This is a genomic window from Thioclava sp. F1Mire-8 (assembly GCF_002213165.1).
GTDB lineage: Bacteria > Pseudomonadota > Alphaproteobacteria > Rhodobacterales > Rhodobacteraceae > Thioclava > Thioclava nitratireducens.
The window spans coordinates 151093-172129 of the sequence record NZ_NBNY01000002.1 but is presented as its reverse complement, the minus strand read 5'-3'; the positions used below and the strand labels follow the sequence as shown (position 1 = coordinate 172129).

22 protein-coding genes are annotated in these 21037 nt (G+C 65.2%); 13 read left to right on the top strand and 9 right to left on the bottom strand.

Translation table 11 applies throughout. From position 1 onward, the window contains the following. Positions 1-10: 10 nt before the first annotated feature. From B6V75_RS09335 to B6V75_RS09325, 3 genes are read right to left on the bottom strand one after another with little or no spacing between them, the layout of a single operon-like run. Complete coding sequence (locus B6V75_RS09335) at positions 11-1381, bottom strand: glutamate--cysteine ligase (RefSeq protein WP_088719519.1); 1371 nt, start codon at positions 1379-1381, stop codon at positions 11-13. Positions 1382-1432: 51 nt separating this feature from the next. Beyond that, complete coding sequence (locus B6V75_RS09330) at positions 1433-1987, bottom strand: hypothetical protein (protein WP_088719518.1); 555 nt, start codon at positions 1985-1987, stop codon at positions 1433-1435. After that, a complete protein-coding gene (locus tag B6V75_RS09325; protein WP_075773926.1) occupies positions 1984-2709 on the bottom strand; it encodes a 16S rRNA (uracil(1498)-N(3))-methyltransferase in 726 nt (241 codons plus the stop codon). Before B6V75_RS09325 ends, B6V75_RS09330 begins: the two co-directional genes overlap by 4 nt. A gap of 12 nt (positions 2710-2721) precedes the next feature. Here B6V75_RS09325 and ubiA point away from each other — a divergent pair, with 12 nt between their 5' ends. The 4 genes from ubiA (at position 2722) to B6V75_RS18650 (ending at position 6708) form a co-directional block, all read left to right on the top strand. Further along, positions 2722-3702, top strand: coding sequence for a 4-hydroxybenzoate octaprenyltransferase (gene ubiA, locus B6V75_RS09320; protein WP_075773925.1), 981 nt, complete (start codon positions 2722-2724; stop codon positions 3700-3702). Between the two features lie 78 nt (positions 3703-3780). Beyond that, a complete protein-coding gene (locus B6V75_RS09315; RefSeq protein ID WP_075773924.1) occupies positions 3781-5868 on the top strand; it encodes an OmpA family protein in 2088 nt (695 codons plus the stop codon). An 11-nt stretch (positions 5869-5879) separates the two neighbouring features. Then, positions 5880-6206 (top strand): hypothetical protein, encoded by a 327-nt coding sequence (locus B6V75_RS09310; RefSeq protein ID WP_088719517.1) that lies wholly within the window; start codon positions 5880-5882, stop codon positions 6204-6206. 343 nt (positions 6207-6549) lie between these two features. Continuing rightward, positions 6550-6708, top strand: a complete 159-nt coding sequence (locus B6V75_RS18650) for a hypothetical protein (RefSeq protein ID WP_168174462.1) — start codon at positions 6550-6552, stop codon at positions 6706-6708. Here B6V75_RS18650 and B6V75_RS09305 read toward each other — a convergent pair. Genes B6V75_RS09305 through B6V75_RS09285 form a run of 5 tightly spaced genes read right to left on the bottom strand, consistent with a single transcriptional unit; the run spans position 6696 to position 12526 of the window. Beyond that, positions 6696-6908 carry a formate dehydrogenase subunit delta gene (locus tag B6V75_RS09305; protein WP_088719516.1) on the bottom strand — a complete coding sequence of 71 codons (213 nt, stop codon included), beginning with the start codon at positions 6906-6908 and terminating at the stop codon, positions 6696-6698. The two genes, B6V75_RS18650 and B6V75_RS09305, sit on opposite strands and share 13 nt — an antisense overlap. Continuing rightward, positions 6905-7675 carry a formate dehydrogenase accessory sulfurtransferase FdhD gene (fdhD, locus tag B6V75_RS09300; RefSeq protein WP_088719515.1) on the bottom strand — a complete coding sequence of 257 codons (771 nt, stop codon included), beginning with the start codon at positions 7673-7675 and terminating at the stop codon, positions 6905-6907. Before fdhD ends, B6V75_RS09305 begins: the two co-directional genes overlap by 4 nt. After that, positions 7672-10557, bottom strand: a complete 2886-nt coding sequence (gene fdhF, locus B6V75_RS09295; protein WP_088719514.1) for a formate dehydrogenase subunit alpha — start codon at positions 10555-10557, stop codon at positions 7672-7674. The genes fdhD and fdhF overlap by 4 nt, the downstream gene beginning before the upstream one ends. After that, positions 10554-12077 carry a formate dehydrogenase beta subunit gene (locus B6V75_RS09290; protein ID WP_088719513.1) on the bottom strand — a complete coding sequence of 508 codons (1524 nt, stop codon included), beginning with the start codon at positions 12075-12077 and terminating at the stop codon, positions 10554-10556. Before B6V75_RS09290 ends, fdhF begins: the two co-directional genes overlap by 4 nt. Further along, a complete protein-coding gene (locus B6V75_RS09285; RefSeq protein WP_075773918.1) occupies positions 12074-12526 on the bottom strand; it encodes a formate dehydrogenase subunit gamma in 453 nt (150 codons plus the stop codon). The genes B6V75_RS09290 and B6V75_RS09285 overlap by 4 nt, the downstream gene beginning before the upstream one ends. Positions 12527-12664: 138 nt before the next feature. On the opposite strand from B6V75_RS09285, the gene B6V75_RS09280 reads away from it, so the two are divergent. The 9 genes from B6V75_RS09280 to B6V75_RS09240 all read left to right on the top strand — a co-directional run bounded on the left by B6V75_RS09280 (position 12665) and on the right by B6V75_RS09240 (position 20095). Then, positions 12665-13504 (top strand): S49 family peptidase, encoded by an 840-nt coding sequence (locus B6V75_RS09280; protein ID WP_075773917.1) that lies wholly within the window; start codon positions 12665-12667, stop codon positions 13502-13504. Between the two features lie 4 nt (positions 13505-13508). After that, positions 13509-13721: a hypothetical protein gene (locus B6V75_RS09275; protein WP_075773916.1), complete on the top strand. Its 213-nt coding sequence runs from the start codon at positions 13509-13511 to the stop codon at positions 13719-13721. Continuing rightward, positions 13718-14698: a calcium/sodium antiporter gene (locus B6V75_RS09270; RefSeq protein ID WP_088719512.1), complete on the top strand. Its 981-nt coding sequence runs from the start codon at positions 13718-13720 to the stop codon at positions 14696-14698. The genes B6V75_RS09275 and B6V75_RS09270 overlap by 4 nt, the downstream gene beginning before the upstream one ends. Next, the gene (locus tag B6V75_RS09265) at positions 14695-15471 is read left to right on the top strand and encodes an SDR family oxidoreductase (protein WP_088719511.1); all 777 of its coding nucleotides are present in this window, start codon (positions 14695-14697) and stop codon (positions 15469-15471) included. The genes B6V75_RS09270 and B6V75_RS09265 overlap by 4 nt, the downstream gene beginning before the upstream one ends. 298 nt (positions 15472-15769) lie before the next feature. Further along, entirely contained in the window at positions 15770-17677 is a 1908-nt protein-coding gene (gene uvrC, locus B6V75_RS09260; RefSeq protein ID WP_088719510.1) for an excinuclease ABC subunit UvrC, read from the top strand. A 1-nt stretch (position 17678) separates the two neighbouring features. Next, the gene (locus B6V75_RS09255) at positions 17679-18737 is read left to right on the top strand and encodes a lysine-2,3-aminomutase-like protein (protein ID WP_088719509.1); all 1059 of its coding nucleotides are present in this window, start codon (positions 17679-17681) and stop codon (positions 18735-18737) included. A 45-nt stretch (positions 18738-18782) separates the two neighbouring features. Beyond that, positions 18783-19412 carry a CDP-diacylglycerol--glycerol-3-phosphate 3-phosphatidyltransferase gene (pgsA, locus tag B6V75_RS09250; RefSeq protein ID WP_075773912.1) on the top strand — a complete coding sequence of 210 codons (630 nt, stop codon included), beginning with the start codon at positions 18783-18785 and terminating at the stop codon, positions 19410-19412. Next, positions 19405-19653 carry a molybdopterin converting factor subunit 1 gene (gene moaD, locus B6V75_RS09245; RefSeq protein ID WP_088719508.1) on the top strand — a complete coding sequence of 83 codons (249 nt, stop codon included), beginning with the start codon at positions 19405-19407 and terminating at the stop codon, positions 19651-19653. The genes pgsA and moaD overlap by 8 nt, the downstream gene beginning before the upstream one ends. Position 19654: 1 nt before the next feature. Next, a complete protein-coding gene (locus B6V75_RS09240) occupies positions 19655-20095 on the top strand; it encodes a molybdenum cofactor biosynthesis protein MoaE (RefSeq protein WP_088719507.1) in 441 nt (146 codons plus the stop codon). Here B6V75_RS09240 and B6V75_RS09235 read toward each other — a convergent pair whose 3' ends face one another. Then, entirely contained in the window at positions 20096-20914 is an 819-nt protein-coding gene (locus B6V75_RS09235) for a sulfotransferase family protein (protein WP_088719506.1), read from the bottom strand. Between the last annotated feature and the right edge of the window lie 123 nt (positions 20915-21037).

Genomic DNA, 21037 nt, shown 5'->3' with positions numbered 1-21037 from the left:
GCCCTGTCCGTTAGTAGCTGTATTCGGCGTAAATCTTGCTCAGATCGCCATTCCACTCGCCGTGATATTTCTCGAGGAGTTCGTCGGCAGGCACGCGGCCGGTCTCGACGCTCTCTTCCAGCGCGTTGAGGAAATGGGTCTCGTCGGGGATCATTCCGCCTGCGCCGGGCTTCGCCCGTGCCGCCAGACCGGATTTCGCGATCGCCACCGTTTCGCGTGCGAGGTCATGCAGCTTCACGCCGTTGAACTCGCCCTGCAGCGCATCGACCGCCGCCGCACGGCGCAGACCTTCGCGGGTCTCGTGATCGAAGCCCTTCACCAGATCCCAAGCCGCATCGAGCGCGGTCTGGTCATAGCACAGGCCGACCCACAGCGCGGGCAGCGCACACAAACGCCGCCAGGGCCCGCCATCGGCACCGCGCATCTCGATGAATTTTTTCGCCCGCGCCTCGGGGAAGACGGTCGTCAGGTGATCGGCCCAGTCACTCAGCGTCGGCTTCTCGCCGGGCAGCGCGGGCAGCTCGCCCTTGAGGAAGTCGCGGAACGACTGGCCCAGAGCATTGATATATTTGCCGTCGCGATAGACGAAATACATCGGCACATCGAGAACGTAGTTCGCGTAGGCCTCGTAGCCCGCGCCCTCTTCGAACATGAAGGGCAGCATGCCCGTGCGCGCATCGTCGAGGTTCTGCCAGATATGGCTGCGCCACGATTTCATGCCGTTGGGCTTGCCATCGAGGAAGGGCGAGTTCGCGAACAGCGCCGTCGCGACCGGCTGCAGCGCGAGCGCCACGCGCATCTTCTGCACCATGTCGGCCTCGGACGCGAAGTCGAGATTCACCTGCACGGTGCAGGTGCGATACATCATCTGCGTTCCGAGTTCGCCGACGCGGCCCATGTAATCGGTCATCAGCCGGTAGCGCCCCTTGGGCATCATCGGCATCTGCTCCTGCGACCAGATCGGAGCCGCGCCAAGGCCGATGAACCTTACGCCGAGATCGTCGGCGACCGACTGCACTTCGCGCAGGTGGAGGTTCACCTCGTCGCAGGTCTGGTGGATCGTCTCGAGCGGCGCGCCCGACAGTTCCAGCTGCCCCCCGGGCTCGAGGCTCACATTCGCGCCGTTCAGCTCCAGCCCGATGATGTTGCCCTGCTCTTCCACCGGCTGCCAGCCAAAGCGGTCGCGCAGACCTTCCAGCATCGCCTTGATCGACCGCGGGCCATCATAGGGCAGCGGCAATTGCTTGTCCGCGCAATAGCCGAATTTCTCGTGTTCGGTGCCGATGCGCCAATCGTCGCGCGGCTTCTCACCTTCGGCCAGATATTCGGCCAGTTGCTCGAAGCGCTCGATCGGGCCACCGCCCTGCTGCGGAATGGACATGTCTTTTCTCGCGTCGCTTTATGGAGCGCCACAGGTGGCGCGGGGGCTAGCTCAAGTCAAGCGTGAAACCTGTTTACGGATCCAGAGGCTCTGTGCGGTGGTCTGCTGGTCGAGCGCGGCGGAGATTTTCCCCATATCGACCCCCGGCAAGCTCGCGAAGGCATCGTAGAGCGCATCCGCCCCCGCCGCGTCGAGCGGGATCAGAAGCGCCTCGCCCGAGAGGCTGCGCAGCCGCCAATATTGCTGGCCCTGCAGCGTCAGCAGTCGGATTTCCGCCAGTTCGCGCAGCGGCAATTCGCCGCCCATCCCGAGCGCCGAGACATTGCTGCCCGGCCCCGCAATGGCGCGCGCCCGGCTGGCTGCGAAATAGGAGATACGGCCCTCGTCGATCTCGACCAGACCCGGCGCATTTGTTTCACGCGCGAAGCGCAACCGACGCCAGCCGATCAGCGCCCAGCCGAGGCCGAGCACGACCGCGACCAGTCCCAGCGGCATCAGGATCAATCCGCCGAGCCAGACTAACCACGCACCGAACGCCACCACGACGCCCGCCGCGATCACCTCGCTCCAGCGCTTGAACCCGTCTGCGACCTCGGGACGGATCACCGCCAGTCTCCCAGCGCCGATTGCCACAATGTAATCGCCGCGCAGACCGCCGTATCGGCGCGCAGGATGCGCGGGCCGAGGCTGACGGGGGTCACGAAATCGCGACTGCGAAGCATCTCGCGCTCGGCCTCCGAGAACCCGCCTTCTGGCCCGATCAGGATCGCCCAAGGTCCCGGCTCCAACCCCGCGAGCGTCTCTGCGGGGCCAACCAAAGCCTCGTCGGCCCAGAGGATGCGACGGCTCGGATCCCAGCCATCCAGCAGCTTCTTGAGCCCCTGCAAATCCTCGACCGGGGGCACATAGGTGCCCAGACATTGCTCCGCCGCTTCCTTGGCATGGGCCTGCAAGCGGTCCTGCCGGATGCGCGCGGAATTGGTGAACTCGGTCTGCACCGGCAGCACCTTGGCGCAGCCCAGTTCGGTCGCCTTCTCTACGATGAAATCGGTGCGCTCTTTCTTGATCGGCGCGAAGATCAGCCAGAGATCGGGCGGCGCGAGCTGCGGTGCGGCCTGCTCGACGCAGGCCAGAATACCGCGCTTCTTGTGAGCCTCGACGACCTCCGCCGTCCACTCGCCATCGCGCCCGTTGAACAGCGCGACACGGGCGCCCACGGCCAGCCGCATCACCGCGAAGAGGTAATGCGCTTCGTCCTGAGTCAGAGGCACGGCTTGCCCCGCGCCCAGCGGGTGCTCTACACAGAGCCTGATCTTGGCACGTTCCATGAGGCGGACTTTATGAGCGGAAAACCCGAAACGCCAGAGGCGGCGGAAGACGCAAACGGCACGGTCGCGGATGCTTATCGCGGCAACTGGGTCGACCGGCTGGCCCCGGCATGGACGCGGCCCTATCTGCGCCTGAGCCGCGCCGACCGGCCTATCGGGACGTGGCTGCTGCTGCTGCCCTGCTACTGGTCGATCGCGCTGGCGGCGTCCTCGACGGGCGGCTTCATCTGGTGGGATCTGTGGCTGGCCATCGGCGCCTCCGTCGGAGCCTTCCTGATGCGCGGCGCGGGCTGCACCTGGAACGACATCACCGACCGCGACATCGACGCCGGCGTGGCCCGCACCCGCTCGCGCCCGATCCCCTCGGGGCAGGTTTCGACGAAACAGGCGCTGGCTTGGGCTGTGATCCAGTCGCTGATCTCCTTCGCGATCCTGCTGACCTTCAACACCCCCGCGATCATTCTCGGGATTGTCTCACTCGGCCCGGTCGCGATCTACCCCTTCGCCAAGCGCTTCACCTGGTGGCCGCAGATCTTCCTCGGGATCGCGTTCAACTGGGGCGCGCTGCTGCTGTGGGTCGCGCATACCGGAAGCCTCAGCTGGCCGCCCGTCGTGCTTTATTTCGCGGGCATGGCCTGGACGTTGTTCTACGACACGATCTACGCGCATCAGGACAAGGAAGACGACGCGCTGATCGGCGTGAAATCCACCGCGCGGCTCTTCGGGGACGACAGCGCGAAATGGCTGGGCGGCTTCCTGATGACCTCCGTCGCGCTGATGACCATCGCCGTGATGGGCGCACTGTTGCCCGGCGCGCCGCCGCTGCGCCTCGCGCTCTCGTTGCTCGCGCCCTGGGCGATGGGGTGGCACATGCTCTGGCAGATGCGTCAGCTCGATATCGACGACCCGGACACCTGTCTGAAACTGTTCCGCGCGAACCGCGATACGGGCCTGATCGCTGCGCTGTTTCTCGCCGTTGGCGCAATCGTGTAACGGCGTATCGATTGATCCCCGCGCCCCTGCACCTTAAGGAAACGGGATAAAGATTCCCCTGGGGAGGGCCTGAGACCGATGCGCAGCCGCGCCACCTTGTTGACGATCGCCGCCTTTGTCCTCGCACTCGTCGTCTCCGCAGTCATCGCGGGCGGCGCGGCGACAATTGTCGAAAAATCCACGAAACAAGAAGTGCGCGTCGCGATGGAGGCGCAGGGCTACGGCTGGATGCGTATCCATACCGATGGGCTGCAGGTGATCCTCTCCGGCACCGCCCCGACCGAGGCCGAGCGGTTCCGCGCGGTCTCCGAGGTCGACAAATACGTCGACAGCTCGCGGGTCGTCGACAATACCGACACCCAGATCACGAAGCCGATCACGCCACCCGCCTTCTCGCTGGAAATGCTGCGCAACGAGAACGGCATCTCGCTGATCGGGCTGGTGCCATCCTCGATCGACCGCGAGGCGATCGTGGAGAAGCTCTCGAAAGTCGCAGGCGAGGATGGCGTCACCGACATGCTGGAGAGCGCCGATTACCCGGTGCCCGGCGGTTGGGACGAAGCGATGAAATTCGCGATGACGACGCTCGAGACGCTGCCGCGCTCGAAAGTGTCGGTCAGCGCGGGCAAAGTCTCGGTGGAGGCGATCACCGACAGCCCCGCCGAGAAGGGGCGAGTGGAGACTTCGCTGGCGCGCCGCCGCCCCTCCGATCTCAAGCTCAGCTTCGACATCTCCGCACCGCGCCCCGTGATCACCCCCTTCACGCTGCGCTTCCTCATCGACAAGGCGGAAGGCCCGCATTTCGACGCCTGCTCCGCCGATAACGAACGTGCGCGCGACCGCATCCTGACTGCGGCCCGCGCGGCGGGCGCGAAAGGCACGCTGAGCTGCACGATCGGGATGGGCACGCCTTCGCCCGACTGGTCCAAGGCCGCGCAGATGGCGATCAAGGCGCTCGGCGATCTCGGCGCGGGCTCGGTGACCTTCTCGGATGCCGATATCGCGCTGGATGTGCCTTCGACCGTCGATCAGCAGCAATTCGACGATGTCGTGGGTGAGCTGGAATCGAACCTGCCCGGGGTGTTTTCGCTCAAGGCCAAGCGCGAGCCCGCCCCCGATGCGAAAGCCGGCGAGGCGAGCTTCACCGCCACCCGCGACGGCAACGGCCATGTCGACCTGAAGGGCCGCGTGACCGATGCGCGTGAGCGCCAGACCGTCGAGAGCTACGCACGCGCCAAGCTCGGCCATGCCAATGTCCATGGCGCGACCCGCGTCGACAAGGAGCTTCCCGCCGGTTGGCCGGTACGCACGCTGGCCGCCCTCGACGCCCTGTCGGTGCTGCACGAAGGCAAGGTCACCGTGACCCCCGACGGCATCTCGGTCAGCGGCGTCTCGGGCGATCCGCAGGCCTCCGACACGATCTCGCGCATTCTGACGAGCGAGCTTGGCGAAGATGCGCAGATCGACCTGAGCGTGAAATACGACAAGCGCCTCGATGAGCAGCTCGCCCTGCCGACCGGCAAGGAGTGCGTGGCCCGCCTGAACGACACGCTGAAGAAGAAGAAGGTCGATTTCGATCCGGGTTCGGCGCAGGTCGCTGCGGAAAGCCTCGACGCGCTCGACGCGTTGGCCAAGGCAATGAAGAACTGCACCGACTTCAAGATGGAAGTGGCCGGCTATACCGACAATCAGGGCCGCGAGGAAATGAACCTGCAGCTCTCGCAACAGCGCGCGCAGGCGGTGATCCGCGGGCTTCTGGACCGTGGCGTGCTGATCGGCAACCTGGAGGCAAAAGGCTACGGCGAAGCCCAGCCCATCGCCTCGAACGACACCGAAGCCGGCCGCGAGCAGAACCGCAGGATCGAGTTCGTGCTGCTGGACGAGGCGCCGGTGGGTGACGAGGCGCTGCCCGATGCCACGGCAGACGCCACGGCAGGCGCTGACGAGGGGACTGGGGATGGCGCTGGCGAGCCGCACTGGAACGGCGCCGTGACCGATGACGGCGCCCCCGCCACCGAGAACGGCGCGCAGGACAAATCCGGCGATGGGGACACCGCCGCAGAACCGGGGCAACAGACCCCGCAACAAGAAGAAATTCCGGTCGAGACGCCCGGCGAGAAGACGCCGCGCCCGCAATCCCGGCCGGAGGACCTGTCGAAGGGCTGAAGGGACGCCATATGAACAGAGACGAATTCATCATAGCCACAGCGATCATCCTTTTCGTGGCTTTCGCGCTTGGCTGGTTCGCAAGCTGGCTGATCCACCGCCTCACCCGTGTGAGCCAGGCCGATATGGGCGAGCTGGAGCAGATGGCGCAGGCTTTGCATGAAGCCGAGGAGACCCGCGATCAGGCACTCGTCTATGTCGAGCAGCGCGAGGCGGAACTGGCCAATCAGCTCAGCCAGACCGAGGCCGAGCTGCGCGCGGCGATGGATGGATTGCGCGACGCGCGTCACGAGGCCGAGGAATTGCGCGCCTATTTAGAGCGTACGAAAGAGGCCTGATCTCTCGCGGCTCCCCGCCCGATATTGCCGCAGATTCTCCAAACGCTCATGTCAGGCGGCAGACGCCCGTGGCGCTTTGGCCCGCGCCCCGAAGTTGGTATCGAGTCCCGCCCGCCATGCGCGGCCGATCTGCAAGCCAATAGCTGCGCCATGCTCCAGACCTTTCCCGTGGCGCCCTCCCCTGCCGCACCGCCAGCATATGCGCCGAGCCCATGCCCCATATCGCAAGCCGCAGCCTGCCCGATGCGATCTGGCCGCTGAGCATCGTCGCCTATGTCGTGATCCAGACCCTCTACCGCACCGCGCTCGGCGGTGCGCTCGGGATTGACGAGGCGCAGATGATATGTCCGGGGCAGGTCTTCCGCGCGCGACCTATCCAGACCATCCCGACTGGACGATCGGTCCGGTGCAGCAGTTCGCGGCCCCCTACCCCTTCGCGGATGAGGCGAAGTTCACCCTCTCGGTCGCGCCAATCGTGACGCCGGGCGATCAGCCGCGCTGAGGGGGACGGATATCCGGCAGGGCCGCTTTCACCAGCGGGTGCAGCTCCAGCTTGTCCGCCGCCGCGAGGAACGTGTCGCGCATCGTGGGCGCCCAATTGGCATTGATGTGATCTGCCACGGCGCGCGCCTGATCGCCGGGCTGGCTTTCGAAGAACTGTGCGATCTGATTGGCCATCCCGGCGAGTTTCTCAGGCTTCATGCGGTGGCCTCCTGCGGCGCGGTGTAAAGCGCGAGGCCCCGGCCTGCGCGTGCAATAACGGTAAGGCCTGCGTCCCGCGCCTCGCTCACCGCCAAAGCGGTGGGGGCGGAGGGGCCGACTATCACCGGGATACGTAGGGTCGCGACCTTCTGGATCAGGTCGACCGAAAGCCGCGAGGTCATCACCAGCGCGCCGCTCGCCGGGTCTATCCCGCCCCGGATCAGCGCCCCGATCAGCTTGTCGAGGGCGTTGTGGCGGCCGACATCTTCGCGCGTCAGCACGATCCCCTTGCCCGGCTGCCAGAAGCTCGACGCATGGGCGGCGCGGGTTTCGTCCTGCAGAGGCTGATGGTCACGCAGGGTCTCGAGCGCCTCCGAGGCCTGTTCCGGCGTCATGGTAAAGGCGGGCGGGAGAACCGGAGCGAGCTTGCGCCGCGCCTCCTCCAGCTGCTCGATCCCGCAGAGCCCGCAGCCCACCGGCCCCATCGTAGCGCGGCGGCGTTCGGCAAACCGGGCGCCGGCGGGGGTTGCCAGCCAGTTGCGCGCTTCGATCCCGGCCTCGGTCACTTCGAGCTCCTGCCGGGTGATCTCGGACGCGTCCTCGATGAGCCCTTCGGAGAGCGCGAATCCCAGTGCGAAATCCTCCAGATCGGCGGGGCTCGCCATCATCACCGCCTGCGTTACCCCGTCGAAAGACAGCGCCACGGGCACTTCCTCGGCAAGGCGCTGCACAGCGCCGCTGGGCATTTCCCAATCGGTCGCCGTCATTCAGCAGCCTCGACGCGGCGGGTCAACTTGGTCTGCGCGGTGTAGAGCTCCTGCCAGTCCGACGGCCCGTTCGACAGCCCCACCTGCACCGCCGTCACCTTGTATTCCGGGCAGTTCGTCGCCCAATCGGAATTGTCGGTGGTGACGACGTTCGCCTGCGTTTCGGGGTGGTGGAAAGTCGTATAGACGACGCCGGGCGAGACCCGGTCGGTGATCGTCGCGCGCAAAGACGTCTCGCCCGCTCGGCTGGTGAGCCGGACCCAGTCGCCCTCGCGAATGCCGCGCGTCTCGGCATCATGCGGGTGAATTTCCAGCCGGTCCTCGGCATGCCAGACGGAATTCTCGGTCCGCCGCGTCTGCGCGCCCACGTTATACTGCGACAGGATGCGCCCGGTGGTCAGCAGCAGCGGGAAGCGCGGCCCGGTGCGCTCCTCGGTCGCGACATAGGCCGTGCGGATGAACCGCCCCTTGCCGCGCACGAAGCCATGTTCATGCATCACCGGCGAGCCTTGCGGATGCGCATCGTTACAAGGCCACTGCACCGAGCCCATACGGTCGATCAGGTCGTAGGTCACGCCCGCGAAGGCGGGCGTCGTACGACCGATCTCTGCCATGATCTCGGACGGGTGGGTGTAACTCCATCCCGCGCCCAGCGCATTGGCCAGCGCCTGCGTCGCCTCCCAGTCGGCCAGCCCTGCTTTCGGCGCCATGACCTTGCGCACCGGGTTGATCCGGCGCTCGGCATTGGTGAAGGTCCCGTCCTTCTCGAGGAAGGTGGAGCCCGGCAGGAAGACATGGGCGTAGCGCGCGGTCTCGTTCAGGAAGAGGTCATGCACGATCACGCAATCCATCGCCGCGAGGCCCGCGGCCACGTGATGGGTATCGGGATCGGATTGCAGAATATCCTCACCCTGAATGTAGATCGCCTTAAAGTCCCCCGCGACGGCGGCGTCGAGCATATTGGGAATACGCAGCCCCGGCTCGGGGTCGAGCGTCCTACCCCATTCCGCTTCGAACACCGCGCGCACGGAGTCGTCCGAGACATGGCGATAGCCCGGCAGTTCGTGGGGGAAGGAGCCCATATCGCACGAGCCCTGCACGTTGTTCTGCCCCCGTAGCGGGTTCACCCCCACACCGGGGCGTCCGATATTGCCGGTCATCATCGCGAGGTTGGCAATGGCGATCACGGTGGTCGAGCCCTGGCTGTGCTCGGTCACGCCCAGCCCGTAATAGATCGCCCCGTTCGGCGCGGCGGCATAGGTCCGCGCAGCGTGGCGCAGCGCGTCGGCCGGCACGCCGGTCAACTCTTCGACCGCCTCGGGAGAATGGGCCGGATCGGCGGCGAACTCGGCATAATCCGTCCATTCGTCCCAATCGCAGCGCTCGCGGATGAACGCCTCGTCACACAGCACTTCCGTCACGATCACATGGGCCATCGCGGTCAACACCGCGACATTGGTTCCCGGACGTAGCGGTAGGTGATGCCCCTCGCCCATATGCGGGGTCTCCAGCAGATCGATCCGGCGCGGGTCCACGACGATCAGCTTCGCGCCCTGCCGCAGCCTTTTGCGCAGCCGCGAGGCGAAAACCGGGTGGCCGTCGGTCGGGTTTGCCCCAATGACCACGGCGCAATCCACCTGCTCGACGGAGTCGAAATCCTGCGTGCCAGCCGAGGTCCCGAAGGTCTGCTTCAGCCCGTAGCCGGTCGGCGAATGGCAGACCCGGGCGCAGGTATCGGTGTTGTTCGTGCCCATAACCGCGCGGGCGAGTTTCTGCACGAGGAAGGTCTCCTCATTGGTGCAGCGCGACGAGGTGATGACGCCCACTGAATCCTTGCCGTGCTTGGCCTGCGCGCGCTTGATGCCGTTGGCAGCAAATTCCAGCGCCTCTTCCCACGACACTTCGCGCCACGGGTCAGTGATGCTGTCGCGGATCATCGGGTTCAGGATGCGGTCGCCATGGTTCGCATAGCCCCAGGCGAAACGGCCCTTCACGCAGCTATGGCCACGGTTCGCCTTCCCCTCTTTCCACGGCACCATGCGCACCAGCTGGTCGCCGCGCATCTGCGCCTCAAAAGAGCAGCCCACGCCGCAATAGGCGCAGGTCGTGACCACGGAACGCTCCGGCACGCCGATCTCGTCGACGGTCTTCTCCTGCAGGGTCGCTGTCGGGCAGGCCTGCACGCAGGCGCCGCAGCTGACGCAATCCGAGTTCAGGAAATCTTCCGTACCGGTCGAGATGCGGGCGTCGAAGCCGCGCCCGTCCACGGTCAGCGCGAAAGTGCCCTGCACCTCTTCGCAGGCGCGCACGCAGCGCATGCAGACGATGCATTTCGACGGATCGTAGAAGAAATACGGGTTGGAATCGTCGCGCGGAATATAGAGCGGATTGGCGCCGTCCGCCGCGCGCGTCTCGACATGGTTCTCGCCCGGCGTGTAGCGCACGTCGCGCAGGCCGACGGCCCCTGCCATGTCCTGCAATTCGCAATCGCCGTTCGCCGCGCAGGTCAGACAGTCGAGCGGGTGATCGGAGATATAAAGCTCCATCACCCCGCGACGCAGCCTGTGCAGCTGCTCGGTCTGGGTTTTCACGACCATGCCTTCGCGCACGGGCGTGGTGCACGACGCAGGCGTTCCGCGCATCCCCTCGATCTCGACCACGCAAAGACGGCACGAGCCGTAAGCGTCGAGCATATCGGTCGCACACAGCTTCGGCACGGTGATCCCGGCCTCGGCGGCGGCGCGCATCACGGAGGTGCCCTCGGGCACGCTCACATCCATGCCGTCAATCACCAGCGTCACAGGCGGGCCCGATTTGGCAGGCGTGCCCATATCGGAGAGTTTCGGCCCGTGCACTCCGTCGGGGATGATGAAATCCTTCATTCCGCAGCCTCCTGTGAGAGCGAGAATTCTTGCGGGAAAAGCCGTATCGCCGAGCGCACCGGGAAGGGCGTGAAGCCCCCCATCGCGCAGAGCGAGCCCTTCTCCATCACTTCGCATAGCTCGTGCAGCAACTCGATCGCCGCCGGGTCGCCCGCCGCCACGCGGTCGAGCGTTTCCATGCCGCGCACCGCGCCGATCCGGCAGGGCGTGCATTTCCCGCAGCTCTCGACGGCGCAGAACTCCATCGCGTAGCGGGCGAGCGCGAGCATGTCGGCGCTGTCGTCATGCACCACGAAACCGGCATGGCCCACGAGGCCACCCTGATCGGCGAAAGCCTCGTAGCAGACCGGCAAATCGAAATCGTCCGGCCCGTGATAGGCGCCCAGCGGTCCGCCCACCTGCACCGCTTTGAACGGACGACCCGAAGCCGTGCCGCCGCCGATCTCGTTGACCAGCGTGCCGAGCGACATCCCGAAACCGGTCTCGAACAACCCGCCATGTTTGACGTTGCCCGCGATCTGAAGCGGGATCGTCCCGCGCGAGCGACCCAGCCCGAACTCGGCATAGGCAGCGCCGCCGTGGACCAAGATCCACGGCACGGCGGCCAGCGAGAGCACGTTGTTCACCACGGTCGGCTTGCCGAACGCGCCTTCCAGCGCGGGCAGCGGCGGCTTGGCGCGCACCATCCCGCGCTTTCCTTCGAGCGAATTGAGAAGCGAGGTCTCCTCGCCGCAAATATAGGCGCCTGCGCCGACGCGCACCTCCAGATCGAAGGCCGGCCCCTGCCCCATCAGGCTGTCGCCGATGATCCCGGCCGCGCGCGCTGCCTTGATCGCTGCGTTCAGCGTGCGGATCGCGTGGGGATATTCCGAACGGACATAGATGAAGCCCTTGGTCGCGCCGACCGCAAGACCGGCAATCGCCATGCCCTCGAGCAGGCAGAAGGGATCGCCTTCCATCAGCATCCGATCCGCGAAAGAGCCGCTATCGCCTTCGTCCGCGTTGCAGACGATATATTTCTGCGAGGCCTCTGCCCCGGCGACAGTCTTCCATTTTATGCCGGTCGGGAAGCCCGCACCGCCACGACCGCGCAGCCCCGATGTGATGACCTCTTCGATGGTCTGCTCCCCGCTCAGTTCCAGCGCACGCTTGAGACCCTGCCAGCCCTCGCCCGCCTCATAATCGGCCAGCGACAGCGGATCGGTCCGACCGCAGCGCGCGAAGGTCAGGCGGGTCTGTTTTGCGAAGAAGGGGATTTCCTCGACCGGGCCGAGCGCCTTCGGGTGATCGCCGTCTTCGAACAGCGCAGGTACGTCCTCGGGCGTCATCGGTCCGAAGCCGTAGCGCACGCCGTCGCGCTCGATCTCGACCAAAGGCTCCAGCCAGTTCATCCCGCGCGTGCCGTTGCGGATGATCTCGACCGTTTCGCCGCTCAGACCAGCCGCCGAGGCAATCGCCGCCGCGACCTCATCGGCCCCACAGGCTACGGCAGCGGCATCGCAGGGAACCCAGATCTTCATGCCGAGACCTCCGCAACCAGAGCCTCGATCCGCTCGGGCGTCGCCCGCCCGACCAACTGATCGCCCACCATCGCGGCGGGCGCGCAGGCACACAGCCCGAGGCAGTAGACCGCCTCAAGGGTCACGTCACCCTTCGTTTCTCCGACTTTCATGCCGAGCGCGCGCTCCAGCCGCGCGATCATCTCCGTCCCGCCCATCGATTGGCAGGCCTCGGCACGGCACAGCTTGATCACATGCTTGCCCGCGGGCGCATCGCGGAAATCGTGATAGAAGGAGACGACGCCCGCCACCTCCGCCCGGCTCAACCGCAGCGCATCAGCAATCGGCTGATAGCTATCGGCGGGCACGCAGCCGTAAGCGGCCTGCACATCGTGAAGAATGGGCAGCAGCGCACCTTCGCGCCCCGCATGATCCGCCAGAATCGCGGCGAGCCTGTCGTCTTCGGTCATTTCCATCCTCCCGGCCCCGATGATGGGGCGAGCATGCCCCGACCAGCAAGTCACGACTGGTTCAATCGCGAACAGGCGCGGACAGGAACCGTCATCGCCATGCTTGCGCGGGCAGGGGTGAGCCTCTACATCCCTCACATGAGCCTGATCCAACGCCTTCCCTTCGTCAAGAAATCGCCCTTCGTCGCGGTGATCCGTCTGCACGGTGCCATTGGCATCTCGCGCCCGGGATCGCCCGGCCTGTCGGATGCCGCGATGGCCCCGATCATCGAGCGGGCTTTTTCCCGCGGGAAACCGGCGGCGGTGGCCCTGATGATCAATTCGCCCGGCGGATCGCCCGTGCAATCGGCGCTGATCGCGGGGCGTATCCGCAGGCTCGCGGACGAAAAAGGTATTCCCGTGCATGCCTTCGTCGAAGACGTCGCGGCCTCGGGCGGCTATTGGCTCGCCTGCGCCGCCGACCAGATCTGGGCCGACCCGACTTCGGTCGTGGGCTCGATCGGTGTGATCTCGGCAGGGTTCGGCCTCGACGAGTTCATCAGCCGTCACGGAATCCAACGCCGCGTGCACACGGCGGGCGGCTCGAAAAGTTTCATGGACCCGTTCCGCCCAGAAAAGGACGAGGACGTCGCGCGGCTGAACAAGCTGCTCGAGGACATGCATGTCAGCTTCAAGGAACATGTCGAGTCCCGGCGCGGCGCGAAACTGGCCTCGGATCGCGACCTCTTTACCGGCGATATCTGGACCGGGCGACAAGCGCTGGCCGAGAAGACCGGCCTGATCGACGGGCTGGCCCATGCGGTACCGAAGCTGAAGGAAATCTACGGCGAGAAGACACGCATCGTGCCCTATGCGCCCAAGCGTTCTCTCTTCCGGCGTTTCGGCGCGCAGATCGGCGGCGAGATGGCGGCGGCGACGGCAGGCGCACTTATCGACACGACCGAAGAGCGCGCGCTCTGGGCGCGCTACGGGCTGTAACCCGATGCTCATCAAGGGCATGACCCTCTTCCTGGTCGTCATGGCGGTGCTCGCCATGTTCGGCAAGCTGCGGATGCCGAAGATCAAGGGCCCGCGCGGTCCGGGCCGGCTGTCGGCACGTTGTCCCGATTGCGGACGTCCGAAAATAGGACGCGGCCCCTGCCCCTGCAAGACGACCTCCAAGACCAAGAGCAAGAAGACGGAGCGCCGGTCATGATCTGGGATTTCGGCGAGATCATTGCCGGGCTGGCGTTGCTGGTCGTGGCGGGCGATCTGCTGGTGAAAGGCGCGGTGGCGATGTCGCTGCGCCTGGGCATTCCGGCGCTGATCGTCGGGCTTACTGTCGTGGCCTTCGGCACCTCCGCGCCAGAGCTGATGGTCTCCGTCGCCGCCGTCCTCGACAATGCGCCGAGCATCGCGCTCGGAAACGTCGTGGGCTCGAATATCGCGAATATCCTGCTGGTGCTGGGATTGCCGGCGATCATCTCCGCGATCCGCACCGACCTGCACGACACGCGCGAAAGCTTCGTGCTGATGATGGGCGCGACGATTCTGTTCATTCTCGTCTGTTTCATGGGCCCGATCCGCTGGGCGCAGGGGCTGCTTCTGCTCTTTGCTCTGAGCATCGTCCTGTTCCGGCAGATCCGCGAGGCGCGCGCCCATCGCGCCAATCGCGGCAACGGGAGCGCGGCCGAGACCGAGGCGAATGAAGAGATCGAAAGCGTCGATCCGAAGATGCCGCTCTGGCGGATCGGGCTTTACGTTCTCGCGGGCCTCGTCGGCTTGCCGCTGGGCGCGAACTGGTTGGTCAGCGGCGCATCGGAGATCGCCAGCGCCATGGGCATCTCGGATGCGGTGATCGGCCTGACGCTGGTGGCGCTCGGCACCTCGCTGCCGGAGCTGGCGACCTCGATCACGGCGGCGATGAAAGGTCGCTCGGACCTCGCGCTCGGCAACGTCGTGGGCTCGAACATCTTCAACCTGCTCTGCATCATCGGCGTTGCGGGGCTGTTCGGCGATATTCCGGTGCCTCGGCAGATGCTGCAGATCGACCTTTGGGTCATGGCAGCCGCCTCGATCGCGCTCGCGCCATTCATCTTCGGCAACCGTGTGATCACCCGCGGCGTCGGTATCGCTTTTTCCGTGGCTTATCTGGCCTATATGGTGGCCCTCTTCATTGGAGGCAGCGCATGAAACGAGCATTGGTGACAGGCGGCGCGAAGCGGCTGGGGCGCGCGATGGCGCTTTATCTGGCCGAACGCGGCCTGGACGTCGCGATCCACTATCACGGCTCCGCGGAGGACGCGGAGGCCACGGCAGCGGAGGCCCGCGCGAAGGGCGCGCGCGCCGAGATCGTCCAGGCCGACCTGCTGGACGAGGCAGCGACGGCGGCACTGGTGCCGCATGCGGCGCAACTGCTCGACGGGCCGCTCGATCTGCTGATCAACAATGCCTCGATCTTCGAATACGACACGATCCGCTCGGCTACGCGCGAAAGCTGGGACCGGCATATCGGCTCCAACCTCCGCGCGCCCTTCGTGCTGATCCAGCACTTCGCGGCACAGGCCCCGCAAGCCGACCGCTCAGGCGCGGAACCCAAGGCCCGTGCCCTGGTGGTCAACATGGTCGATCAGCGGATGCGCAAGCTGACGCCCGAGTTCATGACCTACTCACTCGCGAAGATGGGGCTGTGGACGCTGACCCAGACCGGCGCGCAGGCGCTGGCCCCCGATATCCGGGTGAACGCGATCGGCCCCGGCCCCACCCTGCAGGGCGCGCGCCAGTCGGAAGATCACTTCAACCGGCAGCGCGCGGCGACGATCCTTGAGCGTGGCGCGGACCCTGCGGATATCGTTGCAGCGCTGGGATATTTCATGGATGCGCCGGCCGTCACAGGGCAGTTGCTCTGCGTAGATGGCGGCCAACATCTAGGCTGGCGGACGCCCGATGTATTAGGTCCGGAATGAGCCTGAAATCGAATCACAGGCCGAAGTTGTGCACTGCGCCGCGGCCTGTAACGAGACCGTCACAAAAGTATTAATCCTTTCAATAGCTTGGCAAATGTGCAGAAAATTTCTCAATGAAATCAATGCGCTCCGCAATTGCTCAAAAAACGGGCAAACACTCGATCAACCCTTATATTAAGGTCGGAACCCGCGGTCCCACATGTTTGCCAACAGACTTATCCCCAAATTTCGTGGACATGTTTTTTCTTGAAAACGGTCGCGCGAGGTTGCAGCCACGGGGGAGAATCGAAGCCTGCTCATGAATGATGACGAGAACAACAAGGACACCCTCGATCCCCCGGCGGCCACGCGCCCGCAACACGGGCTTACGGGCCATGCTCTGATCGCGGATTACCTCAAGCGTCTCGACGGATCGCCCGGCGTGTACCGGATGCTGAACGCGAAGGGCGAGGTGCTCTATGTGGGCAAGGCGCGCAACCTGAAGGCGCGGGTTTCGAACTATGCGCGGCCCTCGGGACACTCGGCACGGATCGCGCGGATGATCTTCGAGACCGCCTCGATGATGTTCCTCACGACGCGGACCGAGACCGAGGCGCTGCTGCTCGAGCAGAACCTGATCAAGCAGCTCAAGCCGCGCTACAACGTTCTCGCACGCGACGACAAGAGCTTTCCCAACATCCTGATCGCGACCGATCACCCCTACCCGATGATCAAGAAGCATCGCGGCGCGCGCAAAGAGAAGGGACATTACTTCGGCCCCTTCGCGAGCGCTGGCGCGGTGAACCGCACGCTGAACCAGCTGGAGCGGGTGTTCCTGCTGCGCAACTGCTCGGATTCGATGTTCGAGACCCGCACACGCCCCTGTCTGCAATACCAGATCAAACGCTGTTCGGGGCCTTGCGTCGGCAAGATCTCCGAGGAGGATTACGCAGCGCTGGTCGACGATGCGAAGCGCTTCCTGCAGGGCAAGTCCACCACGATCCAGCGTGAATTGGCGGAGCAGATGCAGCAAGCCTCGGACGATATGGAGTTCGAGCGCGCCGCTGCGCTCCGTGACCGGATCAAGGCGCTGACCAACGTGCAGCAAAGCCAGGGGATCAATCCTCGTACCACCGCCGAGGCCGATGTCATCGCGCTCCATCAGGAAGGCGGGCAGGCCTGTGTTCAGGTTTTCTTCATCCGCGCGAACCAAAGCTGGGGCAATCACGACTTCTACCCGAAGACCGGCTCCGGCGCCGAGGCGCCCGAAATCCTGCAGGCCTTCATCGCGCAGTTCTACACGAACCGTCCGCCGCCGAAGCTGATCCTGCTGTCGCACCCAGTCGAGGATGAGGAACTGGTAAGCGAATTCCTCTCCGAGCGCGCCGAGCGCAAGGTCGAGATCACCGTGCCGCAACGGGGCGAGAAAGCCGAACTCGTCGAGAACGCCGCGCGCAACGCCCGCGAGAGCCTCGGTCGGAAGATGTCGGAAACCGCGGCGCAGGCGAAGCTGCTGGCTGGCGTGGCCGAAGCCTTCGGGCTGGAGAAGCCGCCGCAGCGGATCGAGGTCTACGACAACTCGCATATTCAGGGCGCGCATGCCGTGGGGGGCATGATCGTCGCGGGGCCCGAGGGCTTCATCAAAAGCCAGTATCGCAAGTTCAACATCAAGAACGCCGACCTGACGCCGGGCGACGACTTCGGGATGATGAAAGAGGTACTGACGCGCCGCTTCACCCGTTTGCTGAAGGAAGACCCAGAGCGCAAATCCGAATCCTGGCCCGATCTGCTGCTCATCGACGGCGGCGCCGGCCAGGTCTCGGCGGTGCGCGAGATCATGGACGAGATGGGCGTGAGTGACGTCGCGATGGTCGGCGTCGCGAAGGGCGTCGACCGCGACCACGGCAAGGAAGAGTTCCACCGCACCGGCCAGCGCCCGATCGCCCTGCCCCGGCAATCGCCGGTCCTCTATTACATCCAGCGCCTGCGCGACGAGGCGCACCGCTGGGCCATCGGCACGCACCGCGCGAAACGCGCCAAAGCGCAGATGGCGAACCCGCTGGATGAAATTCCGGGCATCGGCGCGGCCCGCAAACGCGCGCTGCTGGCGCATTTCGGCTCCGCCAAGGCGGTGAGCCGCGCGGCCCCGATCGATCTTATGGAGGTCGACGGCATTTCCGAGGCGATGGCCGAGACCATCCACAATTTCTTCAACGAGAAGGGCTGAGATGACCGATCACAGCCGCCACCCCCGCGCGCTGACCCGCGTGGCCGATCTCGAACGCGACGGTCTGACCGCCTCGGGGGCGCGCGTCGATCTGGAGCGCGTCGCCAAGGAATTCCGCATCCGCGTGACACCCGAGATGCGTGGGGCCATCGCCGATCCGACCGATCCGGTGGCCGCGCAATTCGTGCCCTCCGCGGCGGAGTTGGTGACCCGCGCCGAAGAAATGGAAGACCCCATCGGCGACGATGCCCATTCCCCAGCGCCCGGGCTGACGCATCGCTATCCGGACCGGGTGATCCTGCACATCACCAAGACCTGCGATGTTTATTGCCGCTTCTGCTTCCGCCGCGAGACGGTGGGGGAGAACGGGCCGCTGCCGGAAGACCAATTGACGCAGGCGCTCGACTATATCGCCGCGACCCCGGCCATTCGCGAGGTGATCCTGACCGGGGGCGATCCGCTGACGCTGTCGACGCGCAGGCTCGGCGCGGTGCTGGAGCGTCTTTCCGGCATCCCCCATCTCGACCAGGTCCGGCTCCACACCCGCGTTCCGGTCGTCGCGCCAGAGCGCATCACCGATCAGCTTTGCGCTCTGTTGCGCAAGGCGCCTACTGCGTGGATCGTGCTGCACACCAACCACGCGCAGGAACTGACGCCCGCCGCCCGCACCGCCATCGCGCGACTTGTCGATCACGGCATCCCCATGCTCTCTCAAACCGTACTGCTGCGGGGCATCAACGACAGTGCCGACGCGTTGGAGGGCCTGTTCCGCGCCCTGACCAAGCTGCGCGTCAAACCCTATTACCTGCACCATTGCGACCTCGCGCGCGGTACCTCGCATTTCCGCACCACCATCGCGGAAGGCCGCGCGCTGATGGCCGAGCTGCGCCGCCGCTGCTCGGGCACCATGCTGCCGACCTATGTGCTCGACATCCCCGGTGGGCATGGCAAAGTGCCGATCACGTCCGACCATTTCACGCCGGGGGACAGTCCCGGAGACTGGCATGTGACCGACCGACGCGGCACGGTGCATGCATATCGCGATCCCGCGACCCGTTAACGCGCCCTCTTCCGCTTTGCCAAGCACGCAGCTAGGTTGCCTCCCATGAAATGGACCCTTCCCAATATCCTGACCGTGCTCAGGCTCTTGGCTGCCCCGGGCGTGGCGGTCATGTTCCTCTATTTCTCGCGGCCCTGGGCCGACTGGCTGGCGCTCGCGCTGTTCATCGGCGCAGCAATCACCGACTGGTTCGATGGCTACCTTGCCCGGGCGTGGAAGCAGGAGAGCCGCTTCGGCGCGATGCTCGACCCGATCGCAGACAAGGCGATGGTGGTGATCGCGCTTGTGGTGCTGACCGGCTACTCGGGCATGAACCCCTGGCTGATCCTGCCCGCCACCGTGATCCTGTTCCGCGAGGTCTTCGTCTCGGGGCTGCGCGAATTCCTCGGCGCGGATGCCGGGCGGCTGCGGGTGACCAAGCTCGCGAAGTGGAAAACGACCGCGCAGATGGTGGCGATCGCCGTGCTGTTCCTCGGTACCGGGCTCGCCTATCTCGAACAGGGTCAAGCCCCGCGCGCGGGGGAAGGTGATATCCGCATGGGGGCCACTCCCGCCGATGTCGCGACCCATGTCGGACTTGCGCTGATCTGGATCGCCGCCGTGCTGACCGCGATCACCGGCTGGGACTATTTCCGCAAGGCCCTGCCCTATCTGAAGGAGCCGAGCCATGATTGACGTTCTCTATTTCGCATGGGTCCGCGAGCGGATCGGCCTGCCGAGGGAAAAGGTCGAGACCGAGGCAAAAACAGTGGCCGATCTGGTCGAGGAGCTGAAAGCGCGCGAGCCGCGCTACGAGGCGGCCTTTGCCGACGTCTCGGCGCTTCGGGTCGCGCTCGATCAGGACCTGGCAGAGTTCGATGCGCCCCTCGAAGGTGTGCGCGAGGTGGCCTTTTTCCCGCCGATGACGGGAGGCTGAAATGAAAGTCTCCGTTCAGGCCGAGCCCTTCGATCTGGGCGCAGAGCTTGCCGATTTCGGCACGGGCCGCGCGGATGTCGGCGCGGTCGTCAGCTTCACCGGCATCGTACGCGACGACACCGGCGCGATGGAGGCGCTGGAGCTGGAGCATTACCCAGGCATGACCGAGCGCGCGATCGCGGATATCGTGGATCAGGCGGTCGAGCGTTGGTCCCTGTCGGACGTGACCGTGATCCACCGCCATGGACGTCTCGCCGTGGGCGAGCAGATCATGATGGTCGCCACCGCCGCACGCCACCGCGTCGCTGCCTTCGAGGCGGCCGAATTCCTGATGGATTACCTGAAATCTCGCGCGCCCTTCTGGAAGAAGGAACACGAGCCCGAAGGCACCTCCTGGGTCGCCGCGAAGGATGAGGATGAGGACGCGCTGAAACGCTGGTGATCAGTCGCCCAGCTTTGCGTGCACCTCGTCCAGATCGACCTCGCCCACCGGCATCTTGTTGTCCGGATCGTCGAAGTCGTATTGGAACAGCTGGAAATCCTTCTTGTAGATTTCCCAGATCAGGTGGCGCGACAAGTCGTCAAAATAATCGCTGACCTTATGCGCACGCTTCGGCCCGTGCCCTTCGGATTCGTTGAACCGCGGCACGTCGGCCAGATCGACCTTCACCGGCGTCTCGACCGCGTCGAGCACCGACTGCATCCCCTCGTTGAATTTCTCGGTAAAGAAGATGTTGTCGTAGCGGCCGCCATTGACGATGAAGGTCGAGATATGGCCCGACATGGCCGACCAGTGAATGTCCGGCTCCATCGGGCGGCGCCAGCGGATCGTGTCGCGCGCGAACAGCAAGAAGCGGCGGAACGAGGCGATCTGGTCGAAATCGAAGTTATCTTCCGGCGAGCCGACCTCGATCCCGTATTTCTGCACGAGCTGCGGCACCAGATTTCCGCGATAGCGTTTGCCGTTGCGCTGGATGCCCGCGATCTTGTCGAAGAAGCTCGACAGGATGCGCTGATACGGGTTGCGAACGCAGGTGAAGGCGTAGCTTTTGTGCGCCACCACGTTCTCGGTGATCGGCGTCTGGCTTTCCTCCTGCGACCACTTATGCAGCCCGGTCTTGGAATCGTGGATATCGCCGTCGAAGAATTTCCCGTGGTCGGAATAGAACATGATCTGCCCGATGGAGGAGCAGGCGCATTTCGGCACGACGCGATACACCATGCTTTCGCTCTCGGTCATCCAGGTTCCGGGAAATCCCATTCAAAGCCCTCCAGAAGGTCGCGCACCCGTGAATGGGTGACGCAGACATAATAAATATCGAGTAAAGAGCAAAGAAACCCTGTCTTTTCAACGCTCATTCCGGCTAACAAGTCGGATAATACC

Bases quoted from the DNA above. Each gene is read 5' to 3' on its own strand.
- B6V75_RS09315 (WP_075773924.1), top strand. From the start codon at position 3,781: ATGCGCAGCCGCGCCACCTTGTTGACGATCGCCGCCTTTGTCCTCGCA.
- B6V75_RS09325 (WP_075773926.1), bottom strand. From the start codon at position 2,709: ATGGAACGTGCCAAGATCAGGCTCTGTGTAGAGCACCCGCTGGGCGCG.
- pgsA (WP_075773912.1), top strand. From the start codon at position 18,783: ATGAAATGGACCCTTCCCAATATCCTGACCGTGCTCAGGCTCTTGGCT.
- uvrC (WP_088719510.1), top strand. From the start codon at position 15,770: ATGAATGATGACGAGAACAACAAGGACACCCTCGATCCCCCGGCGGCC.
- B6V75_RS09310 (WP_088719517.1), top strand. From the start codon at position 5,880: ATGAACAGAGACGAATTCATCATAGCCACAGCGATCATCCTTTTCGTG.
- B6V75_RS09255 (WP_088719509.1), top strand. From the start codon at position 17,679: ATGACCGATCACAGCCGCCACCCCCGCGCGCTGACCCGCGTGGCCGAT.
- B6V75_RS09335 (WP_088719519.1), bottom strand. From the start codon at position 1,381: ATGTCCATTCCGCAGCAGGGCGGTGGCCCGATCGAGCGCTTCGAGCAA.
- B6V75_RS09280 (WP_075773917.1), top strand. From the start codon at position 12,665: ATGAGCCTGATCCAACGCCTTCCCTTCGTCAAGAAATCGCCCTTCGTC.
- B6V75_RS09235 (WP_088719506.1), bottom strand. From the start codon at position 20,914: ATGGGATTTCCCGGAACCTGGATGACCGAGAGCGAAAGCATGGTGTAT.
- B6V75_RS09275 (WP_075773916.1), top strand. From the start codon at position 13,509: ATGCTCATCAAGGGCATGACCCTCTTCCTGGTCGTCATGGCGGTGCTC.
- B6V75_RS09290 (WP_088719513.1), bottom strand. From the start codon at position 12,077: ATGAAGATCTGGGTTCCCTGCGATGCCGCTGCCGTAGCCTGTGGGGCC.
- moaD (WP_088719508.1), top strand. From the start codon at position 19,405: ATGATTGACGTTCTCTATTTCGCATGGGTCCGCGAGCGGATCGGCCTG.
- B6V75_RS18650 (WP_168174462.1), top strand. From the start codon at position 6,550: ATGTCCGGGGCAGGTCTTCCGCGCGCGACCTATCCAGACCATCCCGAC.
- B6V75_RS09240 (WP_088719507.1), top strand. From the start codon at position 19,655: ATGAAAGTCTCCGTTCAGGCCGAGCCCTTCGATCTGGGCGCAGAGCTT.
- B6V75_RS09270 (WP_088719512.1), top strand. From the start codon at position 13,718: ATGATCTGGGATTTCGGCGAGATCATTGCCGGGCTGGCGTTGCTGGTC.
- B6V75_RS09265 (WP_088719511.1), top strand. From the start codon at position 14,695: ATGAAACGAGCATTGGTGACAGGCGGCGCGAAGCGGCTGGGGCGCGCG.
- fdhF (WP_088719514.1), bottom strand. From the start codon at position 10,557: ATGAAGGATTTCATCATCCCCGACGGAGTGCACGGGCCGAAACTCTCC.
- fdhD (WP_088719515.1), bottom strand. From the start codon at position 7,675: ATGACGGCGACCGATTGGGAAATGCCCAGCGGCGCTGTGCAGCGCCTT.
- B6V75_RS09285 (WP_075773918.1), bottom strand. From the start codon at position 12,526: ATGACCGAAGACGACAGGCTCGCCGCGATTCTGGCGGATCATGCGGGG.
- ubiA (WP_075773925.1), top strand. From the start codon at position 2,722: ATGAGCGGAAAACCCGAAACGCCAGAGGCGGCGGAAGACGCAAACGGC.
- B6V75_RS09305 (WP_088719516.1), bottom strand. From the start codon at position 6,908: ATGAAGCCTGAGAAACTCGCCGGGATGGCCAATCAGATCGCACAGTTC.